General features: G+C 66.1%; 14 protein-coding genes and 1 pseudogene. 5 read left to right on the top strand and 10 right to left on the bottom strand.

The genetic code is table 11. From position 1 onward, the window contains the following. Positions 1-21: 21 nt before the first annotated feature. Together CIW48_RS18420 and CIW48_RS18410 are read left to right on the top strand one after the other, a co-directional pair. Positions 22-1,125 carry a TAXI family TRAP transporter solute-binding subunit gene (locus CIW48_RS18420; protein ID WP_149312056.1) on the top strand — a complete coding sequence of 368 codons (1,104 nt, stop codon included), beginning with the start codon at positions 22-24 and terminating at the stop codon, positions 1,123-1,125. An 840-nt stretch (positions 1,126-1,965) separates the two neighbouring features. Continuing rightward, positions 1,966-2,679 carry a hypothetical protein gene (locus CIW48_RS18410; RefSeq protein WP_149312055.1) on the top strand — a complete coding sequence of 238 codons (714 nt, stop codon included), beginning with the start codon at positions 1,966-1,968 and terminating at the stop codon, positions 2,677-2,679. Here the strand turns inward: CIW48_RS18410 and CIW48_RS18405 are convergent. From CIW48_RS18405 to CIW48_RS18365, 9 genes and pseudogenes are all read right to left on the bottom strand, one after another. Continuing rightward, positions 2,609-2,890 carry a helix-turn-helix transcriptional regulator gene (locus CIW48_RS18405; protein WP_244514065.1) on the bottom strand — a complete coding sequence of 94 codons (282 nt, stop codon included), beginning with the start codon at positions 2,888-2,890 and terminating at the stop codon, positions 2,609-2,611. The two genes, CIW48_RS18410 and CIW48_RS18405, sit on opposite strands and share 71 nt — an antisense overlap. A gap of 42 nt (positions 2,891-2,932) precedes the next feature. Continuing rightward, positions 2,933-4,153: an ABC transporter permease gene (locus CIW48_RS18400; protein WP_149312054.1), complete on the bottom strand. Its 1,221-nt coding sequence runs from the start codon at positions 4,151-4,153 to the stop codon at positions 2,933-2,935. Further along, complete coding sequence (locus CIW48_RS18395) at positions 4,150-4,854, bottom strand: ABC transporter ATP-binding protein (protein WP_149312053.1); 705 nt, start codon at positions 4,852-4,854, stop codon at positions 4,150-4,152. The genes CIW48_RS18400 and CIW48_RS18395 overlap by 4 nt, the downstream gene beginning before the upstream one ends. A gap of 2 nt (positions 4,855-4,856) precedes the next feature. Further along, the gene (locus CIW48_RS18390; protein WP_246695309.1) at positions 4,857-6,284 is read right to left on the bottom strand and encodes an efflux RND transporter periplasmic adaptor subunit; all 1,428 of its coding nucleotides are present in this window, start codon (positions 6,282-6,284) and stop codon (positions 4,857-4,859) included. Between the two features lie 222 nt (positions 6,285-6,506). Beyond that, complete coding sequence (locus tag CIW48_RS18385; protein WP_149312052.1) at positions 6,507-6,956, bottom strand: hypothetical protein; 450 nt, start codon at positions 6,954-6,956, stop codon at positions 6,507-6,509. A gap of 175 nt (positions 6,957-7,131) precedes the next feature. Further along, positions 7,132-7,626 carry a hypothetical protein gene (locus tag CIW48_RS18380; RefSeq protein WP_149312051.1) on the bottom strand — a complete coding sequence of 165 codons (495 nt, stop codon included), beginning with the start codon at positions 7,624-7,626 and terminating at the stop codon, positions 7,132-7,134. A gap of 104 nt (positions 7,627-7,730) precedes the next feature. After that, positions 7,731-8,102 carry a hypothetical protein gene (locus CIW48_RS18375; RefSeq protein ID WP_197739355.1) on the bottom strand — a complete coding sequence of 124 codons (372 nt, stop codon included), beginning with the start codon at positions 8,100-8,102 and terminating at the stop codon, positions 7,731-7,733. A gap of 1,245 nt (positions 8,103-9,347) precedes the next feature. Continuing rightward, complete coding sequence (locus CIW48_RS18370; RefSeq protein WP_149312050.1) at positions 9,348-10,334, bottom strand: NAD(P)H-binding protein; 987 nt, start codon at positions 10,332-10,334, stop codon at positions 9,348-9,350. An 83-nt stretch (positions 10,335-10,417) separates the two neighbouring features. Continuing rightward, positions 10,418-10,987 (bottom strand): annotated as a pseudogene (locus tag CIW48_RS18365) (tyrosine-type recombinase/integrase). 212 nt (positions 10,988-11,199) lie between these two features. Between CIW48_RS18365 and CIW48_RS18360 the strand changes: the two are divergent. Continuing rightward, positions 11,200-11,883: a zinc metallopeptidase gene (locus tag CIW48_RS18360; protein ID WP_149312049.1), complete on the top strand. Its 684-nt coding sequence runs from the start codon at positions 11,200-11,202 to the stop codon at positions 11,881-11,883. A 450-nt stretch (positions 11,884-12,333) separates the two neighbouring features. On the opposite strand, the gene CIW48_RS18355 is transcribed toward CIW48_RS18360, so the two are convergent. Further along, positions 12,334-13,902, bottom strand: coding sequence for a tetratricopeptide repeat protein (locus CIW48_RS18355; RefSeq protein ID WP_149312048.1), 1,569 nt, complete (start codon positions 13,900-13,902; stop codon positions 12,334-12,336). Between the two features lie 154 nt (positions 13,903-14,056). On the opposite strand from CIW48_RS18355, the gene CIW48_RS18350 reads away from it, so the two are divergent. After that, positions 14,057-15,097, top strand: coding sequence for an alpha/beta hydrolase (locus CIW48_RS18350; RefSeq protein ID WP_149312047.1), 1,041 nt, complete (start codon positions 14,057-14,059; stop codon positions 15,095-15,097). Next, positions 15,087-15,608 carry a cytochrome P460 family protein gene (locus CIW48_RS18345; protein ID WP_149312046.1) on the top strand — a complete coding sequence of 174 codons (522 nt, stop codon included), beginning with the start codon at positions 15,087-15,089 and terminating at the stop codon, positions 15,606-15,608. Before CIW48_RS18350 ends, CIW48_RS18345 begins: the two co-directional genes overlap by 11 nt. Positions 15,609-15,699 lie beyond the last annotated feature (91 nt).

The following is a 15,699-nucleotide window of genomic DNA, read 5'->3' as shown; positions in this document are numbered from 1 at the left end:
TGATCGTTGGGGGACGCATAAATGCCGAGGCCTGCCCAATTCGCCGCTTTTCTCTGGCTTGCCACCGTAATGTCTGGTCCTGCCGCATGGGCCTTGGATACGAGACGCGCCGACGCCGGCCTCGAAACGGAGGCTGCCCTGGGCGAGCGGATGAACGCCAATACCGTTACGGTGGTGACGGGCACACCTGGCGGGACCTACTTCCGCGTCGGAGCCGACCTCGCCTTCGTGTTGGATGACGGCGATAACCTGCGGATCCTGCCGATCCTCGGCAAGGGGGCGGGCGAGAACGCCTACGATATCCGCTTCCTGAAAGGCGTTGATCTGGGCTTCGTCCGCACCGATACGCTGGACCAGCTGAGGCAAGACAAGCGGCTGAAAAATATTGAGCGGCACATCCAGTTCATCGCCAAGCTCTTCGATGACGAGTTGCACATCATCGCGCCGAAGGCGGTTCAGACGGTCGGCGATCTCAGCGGCAAGCGGGTCAGCTTCGATGTCAAAGGTAGTGGCACGGATTACAGCGGCCGGGCCATGTTCCGCGAGTTCGGAGTCACCGTAGAGGCGATCAACGTCGACCAGCCGACCGCCCTGGAAATGCTGCGCAAGGGTGAGATCGAGGCGGTCGTCTCGGTGGCGGCTAAGCCGGTGGCCTTCGTCGCAGGCTTCGAGCCGGGGGATCGCTTCCACTTCGTGAAGGCGCCCTACCCTGACACGATGAACGAGGCTTATGTACCCGCTACCCTCACGCGGGCCGACTATCCAAAGCTCGTTGGCGACGAGGCGGTGGAGACCGTCGCGGTCGGCACGATCCTCGGTGTCTACAACAGTCCGAAGGGGTCGGCCCGCTACGGGAAGCTCGTCCGCTTCGTCGACGCCTTTTTCGGCCAGTTCGACAAGCTCCTGGCTCCGCAGCGGCACCCGAAATGGCGGGAGGTCAATCTCGCGGCGTCAGTAAGCGGCTGGACCCGCTTTGGACCGGCGCAGGAATGGCTTGACCGCCACCGGGAGCGGGAGGTCGCCGCCCACCCGGATCTCGACCGTTTCTTCCAATCACAACTCGACGGACGGGCTGGAAAGGAAGAGATCTACCAAGCCTATTTAAAGTGGCGGCAGGCTCGGTGACCGCTCAGTTCGGCGGCGCGCTCGCGTAGACTCGGTCGTTCCGAGTCGCGCCGGATCAGCATCTGGAGGGATGTGTGCAGAGACATCCCGGGATCCTCGGATGAGGGGGCGGGCGTCCGGCCCGCCCGATTTGCGGATCGGGTCAGAGGAGCGAGGCGTGGCCGGTGAGCGCTGTCAACGAGCGCCGAAGTCTGGTTCATCCGCACGTTGTGTGGTGAGGCTGGCATCTGACGGGTTGCCGCCCTCTGCTCACGGATCTCTGCGGGCAGACGACTCCGGACCCGGCTGGGTCGGGACGGGCGATCCGCCAATGCCTCGGGGCCGCCGCTCTGGAAGGCATCATGCCAGCGGTAGAACCGGCACGAAGTCGAAGCTCCGGACGTGATGACAGTAGAGCGGACGTAGCCGCACGGCACAGGCCGTCGTACAGCCTTACTCGAAGCGGCGGGGTGCGAGGCCGCTGTGCTCTTCACCCTCAATCGCGCCAAGAGCCTTCAGGGCAAGCCTCGGATCACGTACTCTCGGCTGATCGGCAGCAACGTCGGTCAACAGCCGGTTCGTCGCATGGTTGTCGATCAGCGGCGCTACATAATGCCTGATCGCCGTGTCCCCCTGAGCCCGTCCCGGACTCGCCCGCGAGGCGTGTACGACGGAGTCATGGCCTCCGCACGGGACGCACCATTTTTGCCGCACGCATCAGAATTCATCGGCCGTCGGTGAGTATTCCGGTTACTAGCCTTCGTCCGGCTCGCCCCGGGCATTGACCAGGCGGCCGAGCTTCCGAACGATACCGCTTTCCCATTTGGGCTGCACTGCTCATCGCCAGGATAGGGATTGCCCGTGCGTCGTCCAGTCCTCGTCACATTCGTCCTCGCGGTCGTCCTCGCGGCCACGGCCGCGCAGGCGCAGTCCGGCCTCGGCAACGGGATCGGCAATTCCGGCGCCGGCAACGGCAACGGCAACGGCAACGGCAGCAACAACGTGCTGGGCGCCGCCGCGGCGGCGGGCTCGTCCAGTTCGGTGAACATCGGCGGCAGCGGCAGCGGCCGGAACACCCCCGGCGTGTGGGCGCCGGGCCTCGCGGCGGCCGGGATCGAGAGCTGCCTCGGCAGCGCCAGCGCCGGCGGCGCAGGCCCAGGATTCGGCGTCACCATCGGCGGAACCCTGACCGACAAGGGCTGCAACCTGCGCCTCTACGCGCGAACCCTGTACAGCCTCGGTCACCGGGTCGCGGCGACACAGATCCTATGCAACGATCCCGACGTTGCCCTGGCCCTCGCGGTCGAGGGCGTGCCCTGCCTCGCCGGCCCCGGCGCGGAAGTGCAGCGGTCGGTGGGCTTCACGGCCCCCGCATCCGACTACGCGGCAACGTCCGCCCTCGGCGCGGAGACCGGGCTTGAGCCAGCCCCCATGCTACCCCGCTCGCCTCCGAAGCGCCGCCGGCGCGTCCAGGCGGAGACCGGCCGGCGATCGGCGGCGCCCGCTAGCCCGCGGCCCGCGCCGCCAGGGCTCGCGGGTGCGGCGCAGGCGCCGGGGGCACCAGGTGGGGCGTGAGCAGAATCGCGATCTGGGTCCGGTTGTGGAGCCCGAACTTGCGCATGATGTTGCCGATATGCGTCTTCACGGTGTTGGCCGAGATCCCCATCTCGTAGGCGATCGAGTTATTCTTCGCGCCCGCGGCGATGTGCCGGATAATCTCCTGCTCCCGCGAGGTCAGGGTGAGGTGAGTGTCGGCGAGAGCGCCGCGCGCGCAGATCTGGACCACTGTGACCTCCTTCCGGGCCGGGACACGGCCAGCGAGACGTGATCATTCCATCTTGAGGGCGTCGACCGGATCGAGCCGTGAGGCCCGGTGGGCCGGGTAGTAACCGAAGAACAATCCGACGAGCGCCGAGAACCCCACCGCCAGCAGGATGGCCTGGGCGTCGATGACCGTCGCCCAGCCCGCTGACCGGGCGACGGTCAGCGAGATCCCGGTCCCGACAACCACTCCGACGAGGCCGCCCAGGAGGCAGAGCACCAGGGCCTCGGCCAGGAACTGGAGGCGGATGTCGGCGCCGCGCGCGCCGACCGCGCGCCGGATCCCGATCTCCCGGGTTCGCTCCGTCACCGTCACCGTCATGATGTTCATGATACTGATGCCGCCGACCAGCAGCGACACGCCCGCCACCGAGGTCAGCAGCAACGCGATCGTGCGCGTGGCACCCCGCTGGGCATCCATGGCGGCGGCCGGGTCGGAGACCCGAAAATCGTCCTCTTGGCCCGCGGTCATGCGGTGGCGCTGGCGCAGCAGCGCCTCGATCTCGGTGCGCGCCCGGGCCATGGCCTCGTCGGAGACCGCCTTGGCGACGATGTAGGCGACCGCGTCGCGGTTGACCCCGCTGGCGCTGCCGAGGAAGCGCAGCTTGGCGGTCTCCAGCGGAACGAACACCACGTCGTCCTGGTCGGGCCCCTTGGCGTCGAGCACGCCCACCACCTCGAACGGCACGCTCATGATGCGCACTTCGGCGCCGATCGGGTTGTCGTGCCCAAACAGCTCCTTGGCCACCACGCTGCCGAGGATCGCGACTTTGGCGGCGGTGGTCTGCTCGGTGGGGTTGAAGCTGCGCCCGCGTTCCAGAAGCCAATCGCGCACGAGGAAGTGGCCGTTCGTGGTGCCGTTGACGACGGTGTTCCAGTTTTTGTTCTCGCGCACGATCTGCGCGCTGCCCGACAGCGACCCGGCCGCGGCGCGGACCTGCGGCACCTGCGCGAGGATCGCCTCGACGTCGCCCTCGGTCAGCGTCAGGCGCGTGCCCGCCTTGAGCCGGATCCCGTCCTTCTGCGCGGTCCCGGGATTGATCATCAGGACGTTGGCGCCCACCGCCCGGATCTGGTCGGCAACCCGGCCCTGCGCGCCGCTGCCGATTGCCAGCACCGTCACCACCGAGGCGACCCCGATGACGATGCCCAGCATCGTGAGAAAGCTGCGCATCGGGTTCAGGCGCAGCGACCGCAGCGCGACCAGGAGGGTCTGGGCCAGGCTCATGCCGCCATCACCCGCCGGACGTCGCCGCGCACGTCGTCGAGGATCCGGCCATCGCGCAGGTGGATTGTGCGCGCGCACTGTGCCGCGACCGCGGCGTCATGGGTGATCATGACCACGGTCTGCCCGCCCCGGTTGAGCTGGCGGAACAGGTTGAGGATCCCGGCGCCGGTCCGGCTGTCGAGGGCGCCGGTCGGCTCATCGGCGAGCAGGACTGCCGGGTCGCCCACCAGGGCGCGGGCGATCGCCACCCGCTGCTGCTCGCCCCCGGAGAGCTGCGCGGGGAAGTGCCGCTCCCGGGCCGACATGCCCACCGATTCGAGGGCGGCGCGAGCGCGGAGGCGCCGCAGGCGCGGCGCGACCCCGGCATAGATGAGAGGCAGTTCCACGTTCTCCACCGCAGTGCTGCGCGGCAGCAGGTTGTAGGACTGGAACACGAAGCCGATCCAGTCCCGGCGCATCCGCGCCCGGGCGTCGTCCGACAGGCGCGCCGTATCCGCTCCGTCGAGGCGGATCGACCCCGAGGTCGGGCGGTCGAGCAACCCGACCAGGTTCATCAGCGTGCTCTTGCCCGATCCGGACGGGCCCATAATGGCGACGCACTCGCCCGCCTCCACGCCGAGCGAGATGTCGCGAATCACCGGCACCGACACGGTGCCGACCTGGAACGTCCGGTGCACGGCGTCGAGGGCGAGGAGCGGCATCGTTAAAATCCCAGCCGGACGCCGAACAGGCGCCGGCCGGCCGGCGCCTCCGCCTGCCCGACGACGACCTCGCTGCCCTCCGCGAGGCGGCCGGCCGCGCGCAGGGCGACGAGGTCGGCGCTGGTGGCGCCAATCTCGACCCGCACCGGCTCCAGCCGGCCGTCGGGCGCCCGCACCCAGACGGCGGGCGCGGCCGGATCGCGGGGCGCCATCCCCTCGGGGCTGAAGCGCAGGGCCGCCAGGGGCACCTTCAGCACGTCCGCGTCCTTGTGGATCGTCAGCTTCACCAGGGCAGTCATGCCCGGCAGGAGCAGGCCGTCGCGGTTGTCGGTCTTCAGGACGACCGTGTAGGTGACCACGTTCTGCGTCACCAGCGGCGCCTTGCGCACCTGCCGGACTACCGCCTCAAACCGGCGGCCCGGATAGGCGTCTACCCCGAAGGTCGCCCGCTGCCCCGCCGCGACCCGGCCGATGTCGGTCTCGTCGACGCGGGCATGGACCTCCATCTCGGCGAGGTTCTTGGCGATGTTGAAGGCCGTACGCACCTCCAAGCCCGCCGCCAGCGTCTGCCCCTGGTTGACGAAGCGGCCGACCACGACGCCGTCGGTGGGCGCGCGGATGACCGTGCGGTCGAGGTCGATCTCGGCACCGCGCAGGCTCGCTTGGCGCTGGGGCACAGCGGCGCGGGCCTGGGTCAGCTCGGCCTCGAGGCGCCGGACCTCCGCGACGGCGGCCTCCACCGCAAAGCCGTTGAGGTCGAGCAGGGTGCTGGCCTCGCGCGTCTGGGCCTTGCGAGCGGCGAGATCGGTCTGCGCCTCCTCCAGGGCGGCGGCCGAGGTGACCTCGCGGGAGCGCAGCGCGACCTTGCGCTCCAGGTTGCGCTCGGCCGCCAGCTGCACGGCCTGGGCACTCTCGAGCTTGGCCTGGAGCACCGCCTTGTTGCCGCGGGCGTTGTCGAGATCGACCCGGACGCGGTCGAGCCGGGCCTGCTGGACCGTCACGCTGGCGACCGCCATCGCGAGGGCGGCGCGGTTCTCCTCGACCTTGGCGAGGAAGCTGCGCGGATCAAGCTCGGCCAGTGGCTCACCGAGCCGGACCCGGTCGTTGAAGTCGACGTACAGCTTGGCGATCTGCCCCGCGAGCTGCGAGCCGACCTCGACCGTGTCGACCGGCTGCACGGTGCCGGTGGCGGTAATGACCTGCTCTAGGGAGCCGCGCTGTACCGGGGTCGTGAGGAAGTGCCCCTCGGGCGCGGGCGTGGCGACCTTAGCGGCCTCCTTGACATCCTCCTGAGCGGCCGCGGCCGCCGGCGACCCGTGCGGGGCGGCTCTGAAGCCGCCGACCTCGGGGTTGACGTAGGAGAGCAAGGCGAAGGCGGTGACCGCCGCGAAGCCGAGCGTCATCAGGTTGTTGGGCAACCATCGCGCCACGAACCGTCCCTCCCTTTGTCCCGCCTCGGATGACCGGAAAACCCGCGCCTCGGGACGGCGGCCCTGGGCTCAAGCCCGAGCCATTTGCATGTGATGTCAGTGATTGCTGCGCTTGGATATTTTCAGTGAAGCCCCGCGTATCCATCTGTAATTTCGACGCGCACGCTTGGGTCGGAGAATGCCCGTGGCCATTCCGGTGCGCCCTCATCGCACGCCGCTTAATTAATAGTTGGACGGGGGAGCAACTCTGTTTCCGACACCGTCTCCCACGCCGAAATTGCCGTTGCCGTTCGTTTGGTTGCCGTTGCCGTTGTTGGAACCGATGTTGCCATTGCCGTTCCCGTTGCCTGCGCCGCTCCTCAGGCCCGGGCTCGACGAGGCAGCAATCCCGCTGTTGAGAATGGTGAGACCTTCGGGCGTGGTGGGCGGCGTGCCCAAGTCGGTTGCGCCCGCGTTAGCGAGGGGCTGGAGCATGCCCCAGAACCGGACGAACTGGCCGTGCGGCGGTACGTGGTGAGGGCGCCAGATGGGGCCTGCACTCCACCTCTGGCTAGCGATCGGGACGGCGGATGCCGGCGGGATCACGAGCACCTGGGCCGAGAGGGAGGCCGGGAGCAGCGCTACGACGGTGATGTAGGCACCGAGGGCGACACGTCGGAACAAGTCGTTCATGCTGCGAACTCCTTCGATGCTGTTTCCTTGGCGAGGCGCGACCCTCATGTCTCGGACGCAAGTCAGCGACATGGCATGCGCCGTGTATTACTCTCTCCAGACTGAGATACCGCTCTCAAAGGTAATATCGCCTGTCCAAGAACATCCAGCGGCAGGGTCCGGGCGCACTCGGGGATCACCGCCGGAAGACGCTCAGGCTTGAGTTACCGTTGAGGTTGCCGTTCCCAGCGCCAATGTTGCCGTTGCCGTTGCTGCTGCCGCCGTTAAGGTTCCCGTTGCCGGCGCCGACATTCCAGTTGCCGTTCCCTGCGCCAGAATTGTTGTTCCCGTTATAGGCGCCGACGTTGTGCGAACCGTTGTTGGCTCCCGTATTGCCCATCCCGTTGAATGCGCCCACGTTGCCCGTCCCGCCGTTAAAGGCCCCGATGTTATTCGAGCCGCTGTTGAAGGCACCCATGTTGCCGTTCACGATCGGCATCCCAGTGCCGTTGCCGTTGCCGGTGCCGTTTCCTGAGCCCGAGTTCCAATTACCGTTGTTGTTCCCATTCATGGAACCAATGTTCCCGTTACCGTTTCCGACTCCGTTGCCGATGGCGAAGACCTGAGCCTGCGCCTGTGGAGAAACCGCAAGCAATGTGCCGAGGAAGAAGACTATGAGGAGAGATTTCACCGCAATGCTCCCTGGTTCCGACGGCCTCGCGTGAGGACGATCTCGAACGCAGTGTCGACGGCCGCACACCGGGCGACCGTCGCATTCGTTCTTGGCCCGCGCGCTTAAGGTAGGTTGCGGTTGCCGTTGAGGTTGCCGTTGAAGCTGCCGAAGTTGTTGACGCCGTTGAGGTTGCCGTTGGCGACCCCGAGGAGATTGCGGTTGCCGTTGAGGTTGCCGTTGGCGTTCCCGGTGTTGATGTTGCCGTTGCCGTTGCCGTTGCCAACGCCGAAGATGTTGCCGTTGCCGTTCAGGTTGCCGTTACCGGATCCCGCGTTGCCGTTGCCGTTGGCGTTGCCGTTCAGAAAGCCGATGTTGAAGTTGCCGTTGCCGTTGCCGTTCAGCGACCCGGCGTTGGCATTGCCGTTGCCGTTGCCGTTGCCCGAGCCGATGTTGCCGTTGCCGTTGCCGTTACCGTTGCCGCCGGCCAGCGCCATCGAGGGCGCGCCAGCAAGGGCAAGGACGGCGACAGCCGAGAGCAGCATTGTCCTCATCGCGTTCCTCCTGATTGATGCTTACCCAAGCCCCTTCTAGCGGGCCGGGCGATGTAGTCCGTCGCCCAGGTCGAGCAACGCGATCAGGGTGCTGATTTGAGCAGAATACGGATAGTTATCATTTCGATCTAGCCTATTAAGACTACTTCGTTTGACGTAACATATCATTCATTAATGGTCTGCGCCCAAATTTTATTTTGCAATGCAATATCCGGCTAATCCCTTGCAGTATTTATCTATACTTTTATTGAATCGGCGGCGGTATTAAGTAATCCATTGAACTAGGATGGCGCGATGAGCAATTACAATCGATGTCGTTGATAAGAGGCATTGTGACTTTGACTGTGGATCGGCCCTCTACGATGGTCAACTGAAGCGCTATAAGTCGCCCTCATGCGAACAGCACGAGTGAGTTCCAGTCATGTGCTTCCGCTATGCCGTACCATCACAACGCCACACGAAGCTTTTCAGCTGTCCGGCCAGCAAACGAGGCGTTCGGTGATCCTCCCACCGCTTCCCGGTTCTCCCGCACTTTGATATTGCCGGCGAATTGAACCCGGGTCCTGCGATGAGAGGGGGGGGCCGTGCGTCGCATCTCAGCGATTGCGCGCGTTCCCGAATCAGCCGGAGGTGAGTGAATTAACTCGCTGCGATGCACACGTACGTTGTGCTACTCGAGACTGCCCAGGTCGCGCGGGCGGTCTTCCCGAATTGGACCTCAATCATGCGCCTGTACCACCAGCTGGGCCGGAGCTGCCGGACGGCCGAGGGTGCCCGCCATGGGGATGCGCTGACGGCCGTCGGCATGACTGGCATGGGTCGAGGCTGTGTCAAAACGCGGGGGTATTGCGAAGTCGTAGAGCAAACGTCTCCGCATCAGCCGCCAGAGATCTCCAGAGCGACTGGCTGGTGGCAACAAGAAGCCCTTGGGGCCGATGTCACACTTCTTTGAGAGACCGATTTCCTACGGCTGCCGACAGCATTCGCGTTTTGACACAGCCTCGGTCGCAAGCTGCGCGTCCGCTTTTCCGACAGACCTGCTCCGAAGCGGACCGGCCGCTTCCGGCCAAATCCTGCCGAACGATGAATGTCCGCTTTTTAGACTCGACGCCCGAAAGCAGACGAGCAGGAAACCACCCGAATCGGAAGGTCGCAACATCAGCTGGCGTCATCTGAATCCGAGCATCATCAGAACACGGCGTGGTCGCCGCGCTCGGCGACCGCGTCGCCACGGACCACGCGCGCGTAGTAGTCGAACAGTGTCTCCGATCCGGTCGACGGGGTGGCTTGCGCATCGTATTGCCCGGTCGCCGGGTCCAGCACGAGCATGGACTCGGTCGCGTAGTAACGCCCGATCCGCGCGAATTCGGCCTTGGCGGCCAGGGCCGGCACCCATCGGCCAATCGTCGCCAGAACGGCGACGATCACATCCAGCAGCACGACCGGAACGTGTGTGAAGCGCGGTTCGCGCCCCAGAAGGGCGAAGAGCCGCTCGCCCTGCGCTCGCGGCGTGATCGCTTTGCCCGGCCCGCCGATCGGCAGAACGCGATTGCGCCGGTCCCCATCGTCGAGGCAGTCCGCGAGATAGCGGCCAAGGTCGTCGTCGCTGATCGGCTTGCAGGCCGTCAGGGTCCCATCGCCGAACACCAGGAACGACTTGCCGCGTCTCACGCGGTCGATCTGCCCCGAGAGCGATTTGAAGAAGGCGGTGGGCCGAACGATCGTGTAATCGAGCCCCGACGCGATCAGCTCTGCCTCGAAGGCGCGCTTGGCGTGCTGAAAGGCGAGGATCGGCTTCTGGACGCAGATCGCCGACAGAAGCACGACATGCGTCACGCCGGCCGTCCGGCCCGCGTCAAGGGCCTTGACCTGCGCGCCGAAATCGATCGCCCAGGCATCGTCAGGCAGACCGGTGCGCGAGGCGAGGCACGACACCAGAACGTCGAAGGGTTCGCCGCGGACGCCATCGCGCCCCAGCGACACCGTATCGGTCAGGTCCACGATCCGCGCGGTGGCGCCTGCGGAAATCGCGGTTCCGGCAGGGCGCCTGACGAGGCAGATGACCTCGTGACCGCGCGACACCAGTGCCCGAACTGTCGCCCGGCCGATTGTGCCGGTCGCCCCCAGAAAGAGGACGCGGCGCGGCCTCACACCTTCCGGTCGATCCGCGGTCATGATCGCCTCATCCCGACGTTCAACCACCCTTCCCAGACGAAGGGGGGTAGGTGCGACGACGCCGGGGGCTGCCGCGGTGAGCGTCAGATATCAGTCTGCTCCGACAGCACCAGCGTATCGTCTGTTTCGATGCCGAGGTAGCGTACCGTGCTCTCAAGCTTCGTGTGGCCGAGTTGCAGCTGGCAAGCCCTCAGGTTGCCTGTGCGCCTGTAGATCAGCGCGACCTTCGTCCGGCGCAGGCTGTGCGTGCCGTAGCCCGCTGGGTTGAGGCGGATCAGCGCGACCCACTCGTCGACGAGCCGCCCGTACTAACGGGTCGTCAGGTGCTCGCCCGGTCGGCTGCGGCTCGAGAAGAGCCAGTCGCTCGCCCGCAGCCCTCGCATCTTGAGCCAAGCCGCCAGTGTCTCGCGGGTCGTCTCGGTCAGCTCGATCGGGACGGGCCGGCCGGTCTTGTGCTGGACGATGGTGGTGCGCGGGCGGACACTGTCCCCGAGGTGGGCGTCGGTCAGGCGGAGGCGGACGAGGTCGCGGCCGTGCAGCTTGCTGTCGTTGGCGGTGTTGAACAAGGCGAGGTCGCGGATGCGGCCCTCGTGCTGCAGGCGGGTGCGGGTCGCCCAGATGCGCTTGGGCTTGAACGGAGGCTTGGGTCCGATTAAGCGGCCGAGATTCTAAGGACGGCGGGTAGTCTCGATCGTCGTGGGCATGATGGAGCTCCGTTTGAGGAGCCATCAGCATCTCACCCCGCCCGCGATCAGCCCGCGCCTCGTTTTCCCGACCTTGACGTCGGCGGGTAGCCCGTGACCTGCCGGAGGCGGAGGCATGCACCGCGCTTTCACGGATACGGCGGTACGGCTACATATCGGACGTGCTCATCCTCCTAGCGCTTGGCGCCCTCCTGTTCGGCCTCGTGTTCGGCCCCAACTGGTGGGTGCGCCGGGCGATGCGGCAACACGCGACCGAGCGGCCGGATCTACCCGGGACCGGAGGTGAACTTGCCCGCCATCTGCTCGACTTGGCGGGGCTGAAGCACGTTCCCGTCGAGATCGCGCCAGCCGACCACTACGACCCGGTGGCAAACGTCGTGCGGCTGTCGCCGGGGAACCATGACGGCCGCTCGGTCACGGCGATCGCGGTCGCGGCGCACGAGGTCTCCCACGCGCTCCAGCACGCGGCGGGGGACCGGCTTTTCGCGGCGCGGGTGAGGTTCGCCCCGGTCGTGCAGGGCTTCGAGTTCGCCGCGGCCGTGGTGATGATGACTGCGCCTGTGGTGCTCGCCTTCGTCCATTCGCCGGTGCTGCTCGCCTTACAGGTCGGTGTCGGCATCGCGCTCCTCGGCGTTCGACTCGTGTTCCACGTCCTGATGCTGCCTGTCGAACTCGACGCGAGCTTCCGCAGGGCGCTGCCCATCCTGGAGACGGGTCGCTTCCTCGACGCAGGCGACATGCCCGGCGCCCGCACCGTACTGCGCGCCGCGGCCCTCACCTACGTGGCCGCATCCCTCGTGGCGCTCGTGAACATTGCCCGCCTACGGCGGCTCCTCCCGTTCTAAAACTTCCGAGGTGAGGATCCGATTATCTGCCCCGCTCGGCTGCGAACGGATCGTCTTCTTCCGAAGCAGACCCAGTCTTTCCTCTCAGTTGCTGTGCGCCGATTTTGTTGAAAAACTCGGAGGCGGCTTTTCAGGCTTCATCCAAAGCGGCGCCCCGGAGAATTTCTGTCTTTCATAGCTGATCACCGCTGCTGTGTCGGCGAGTGTCGGGCAAGATTATAGTAGAAAATTCTCCTTCTGGGGCGGGCCGCAGCGCTCTTTCAGCGCGGTCCCGAGTTTTTCAACGAAATCCGCTCATGCCGGACATACAGGAACGACGGTCAATCTCTCTGAAGCGGACACCTCCTCGCGAGGCCTCTATGAGGGCAGATGGAAGGGAGCAGGACGTCATTGTGACGGAATCACCCGCGCCCGCAAGAATCCGATCGTCGGCGATCGCTCGCGTATTGTTCACTCCGGCAAGCCGGCGATCTGCAATGACTCGGCATAGGTCCTCGCCATGCTGGCGAGTGGAACCGGGATACGTGCGAAGAACGCGCTTACTGTCAGGTCCGGCTCGACACGAAGCAGCGTGCTGACAGCGATGCGCGCCTGTTCGGTCTGACCGAGCTTTACAAGGGCAACCGCCAGGACACGTAAGGCCACCGCAAAGCGGCCGTTCTGGGCCAGCGCCTGCTCAGCCAAGCGGGCGGCTTCAGCATAATCCTCGTCGATGACCGAGGCGAGGGCAAGAACGCCGGACATGAGCCAACCGCGCGGGTCCCGCGGGTTGAGCTTTTGCGCACGCAGTGCCATCGCACGGCCCTCGTCCCGGTTGCCGCACATAGTCTCGATCCACCCTGCCAGGGTCAGGGCCATCGCCGAATTGGGGTTGATGAGCAGCGAGCGGCGAAAGAGATTGCGTGCGCGCTCGCGGTCGGCTCCGGCCATGTTCCAGATGGCGAACGCCGCCATCCAGAGCACTTGAGCGTCTTCGGGCGCAATCTCGACGGCGCGCCACGCCGCGCTGACGGCGGCCCTGCGGTCCGTGTCCGTTTGATGCATCCACCCTTGGAAGTGGCATTGCGCGCGCGTGTAGGCGGCCGCGGCCAGGGCTTGCGCGTAGTCTGGGTCCAGGACCAGGGCTTGGTGGAAATGATCCAGCGCCGCTGTCAGGCTCTCCGCGGTGAACGCGGCCAAATGGGCGTAGGCCCGCAAGGTATGGTCGTAGGCGTCGAGCGGCACCGGACGTTCCCGCTGCAGGCGGCCGAGTTCGGCGCGCTGGAGGGTAGGCTCGATGACCGCGGCGACGCGCTCCGCCACGCGGTCCTGCAGGTCGAACACGTCCTCCGGATCCCCGTCGAAGCGATCAGACCAGATGTAGGCTCCGGAGGCAGCGTCGACGAGCTGGCCGGTGATGCGCAACCGCGTAGCGCTCCGGCGCACGCTGCCCGCGAGCACGTAGCCGACGCCGAGTTCCTGCCCGACTTGGCGAATGTCGACGGTCCCACCTTGGTAGGTGAAGGAAGAATTGCTAGCGATCACGAACAGGCCGCTGCTTCGGGAGAGGGCAACGATGATCTCCTCAGCCATGCCTTGGCCGAAATAGTCCTCCGCTGGGTCGCCGCTGAGATTCGAGAAGGGCAGGACGGCGATTGCCGGCAGCCGCGCAAAACGGAGCGCGCCGTGCGCCACGTCAATGCCTTCCTCTGTCCCGGCGCTGTCGTCGGCGACCTCCTGGACAAGAGCGACGAAGCGCAGGCCCTTCCTGGGCAGGGTTCGGATCAGCTGCTGCGCCGCGCCGGTGTCGCCGATCGCGGCGCGGGCGGCGTTGATGCGACTGCCGAGCGTCGCCTCGGAAACGATACGGCCGTGCCAGACTGCCTCTAGCAGGTCGTCGCGGGTGACTACCCGGTCGCGCGCCTCGATCAAGAACTTGAGAACGTCGAAGACCTGAGGCTCGACGGCGACAAGGGCCCCGTCCGTGCTCAGCTCGCGCCGGTTAGCATCAAGAGTGAAGGGTCCGAACCGGTAGATCACAAGGCGTCCGCTGCAGCGCGCGATGGCTTAGCACGCATGGTCTCCCGCATAAATCATGATGCTCTCAAGATTGCGCTAATGCCCTCTCAAAGCGCGCCACCGCGGCTTAGGGCAGCCTGTGAAGCATCGAAGACGCCAAGTCAGGGAGCTTCTCATGCCAAGGGACATCCATCCCGATACACACACTTGGAGCCGCCGCCGAATCCTCGGGACCGCTGTAGCGACCGTCGCCATCGCGGAAGTTGGGCTTGTTGGTGTTGCACGTGGGGAGAGTGCAACCATCGCGAAGGCCGGTCCAATGCCTGGCACGCTGAAGCAGATCGATGCCGGCGTGCTCAACGTCGGGTATGTCGAGGCCGGCCCAGCCGATGGCCCGGCGGTCTTCTTGCTGCACGGCTGGCCCTACGACATCCACGCTTTCGCGGAAGTCGTCCCGATCCTAACTGCAGCCGGGTACCGGGTGATCATCCCCCATCTCCGCGGCTACGGCACAACCCGCTTCTTAGCCCATGACGCGGTCCGTAACGGTGAGCAGGCCGCACTGGCTGTCGATGTCATCGTATTGATGGACGCCCTCGGTATTGCCCGGGCCGTTCTCGGCGGCTTTGACTGGGGAGCGCGGACGGCCGACATCGTCGCGGCGCTCTGGCCGGAGCGGTGCAAGGCGCTGGTCTCGGTGAGCGGCTATCTGATCGGGAATCAGGAGGCCGGCAAGAAGCCGCTGCCACCGAAGGCCGAGCTGTCTTGGTGGTATCAATTCTACTTCGCCACCAGCCGGGGACGGGCCGGCTACGAGGCATATCGGAAGGATTTCGCCCGACTAATCTGGCAGTCCGCCTCACCGGGGTGGCGCTTCGATGACGCGACTTTCGAGCGGAGCGCTCAGGCCCTCGACAATCCGGACCACGTCAGCATCGTCATCCACAACTACCGGTGGCGGATCGGCCTTGCCGAAGGGGAACGGCAGTACGAGGCTCTGGAGAACCGGCTCGCGCAAGCGCCGGACATTCGCGTGCCGACCATCACTCTGGAGGGGGACGCAAATGGCGCCCCGCATCCGCAGCCCGAGACTTACGCCAATAAGTTTGCCGGCCGCTACGAGCACCGCCTGATCACCGGCGGCATTGGTCACAATCTCCCGCAGGAAGCGCCGCAGGCTTTCGCGCGTGCGGTGGTCGACGTCGATGGCTTCTGATCTCCGCATGCACCGGCGGCTGCTGGCCGCGGCAGCCTTTCTCACCGCCGGTTTCGCCCTTGTGTCAGCCGGCACCGCTCAGGACGTCGGAGAGCCGGCCTCACCGGTCTATGGTGTCACGATCCCAGACGGCTATCGTAGGTGGCTTCTCATCGCCCCAGCCTCGGAGGGCGAACCACTTAACGAGCTGCGCGCCGTCCTGGGAAACGCGGTGGCGGTCGAAGCCTACACGCGCGGCACGTTGCCGTTCCCTGACGGGACGATTTTGGTGAAGCTGGCTTGGAAGCACGTGGCCTCGCCCGAGTTCGAGGCGGCCACCGTGCCGGGGATGGCGACGACCGTGCAGGTGATGATGAAGGACTCGAAGCGCTACCCGGCCTCGGGTGGTTGGGGCTTCGGACGTTTCGTCGACGGTAAGCCGACCGACGAAGCAGAGCACCAAATCTGCTTCGCGTGTCACGAAGCGCGTGTGAAAGACCGCGACTACGTCTTCACGCGCTACGCGCGTTGAGAGAATCCGGTGCAGAGAACCCACACAGGCCCCGGCGATGGCTGTGATGTCGCCAAGCGCCTTGCGCCTCGAGGATTGTGGGTCTAGCTGA

The sequence above is a fragment of the Methylobacterium sp. P1-11 genome, from assembly GCF_008329595.1.
In the GTDB taxonomy this organism is placed as follows: Bacteria; Pseudomonadota; Alphaproteobacteria; order Rhizobiales; family Beijerinckiaceae; genus Methylobacterium.
The sequence above is the reverse complement of the archived record's forward strand: the minus strand, read 5'-3'. Positions and strand labels throughout refer to the sequence as shown.

Excerpts from the sequence above, each read along its gene's own strand:
- CIW48_RS18420 (WP_149312056.1), top strand. The coding sequence starts at position 22 with ATGCCGAGGCCTGCCCAATTCGCCGCTTTTCTCTGGCTTGCCACCGTA.
- CIW48_RS18400 (WP_149312054.1), bottom strand. The coding sequence starts at position 4,153 with ATGAGCCTGGCCCAGACCCTCCTGGTCGCGCTGCGGTCGCTGCGCCTG.
- CIW48_RS18395 (WP_149312053.1), bottom strand. The coding sequence starts at position 4,854 with ATGCCGCTCCTCGCCCTCGACGCCGTGCACCGGACGTTCCAGGTCGGC.
- CIW48_RS18385 (WP_149312052.1), bottom strand. The coding sequence starts at position 6,956 with ATGAACGACTTGTTCCGACGTGTCGCCCTCGGTGCCTACATCACCGTC.
- CIW48_RS18375 (WP_197739355.1), bottom strand. The coding sequence starts at position 8,102 with ATGGCGCTGGCCGGCGGCAACGGTAACGGCAACGGCAACGGCAACATC.
- CIW48_RS18370 (WP_149312050.1), bottom strand. The coding sequence starts at position 10,334 with ATGACCGCGGATCGACCGGAAGGTGTGAGGCCGCGCCGCGTCCTCTTT.
- CIW48_RS18350 (WP_149312047.1), top strand. The coding sequence starts at position 14,057 with ATGCCAAGGGACATCCATCCCGATACACACACTTGGAGCCGCCGCCGA.
- CIW48_RS18345 (WP_149312046.1), top strand. The coding sequence starts at position 15,087 with ATGGCTTCTGATCTCCGCATGCACCGGCGGCTGCTGGCCGCGGCAGCC.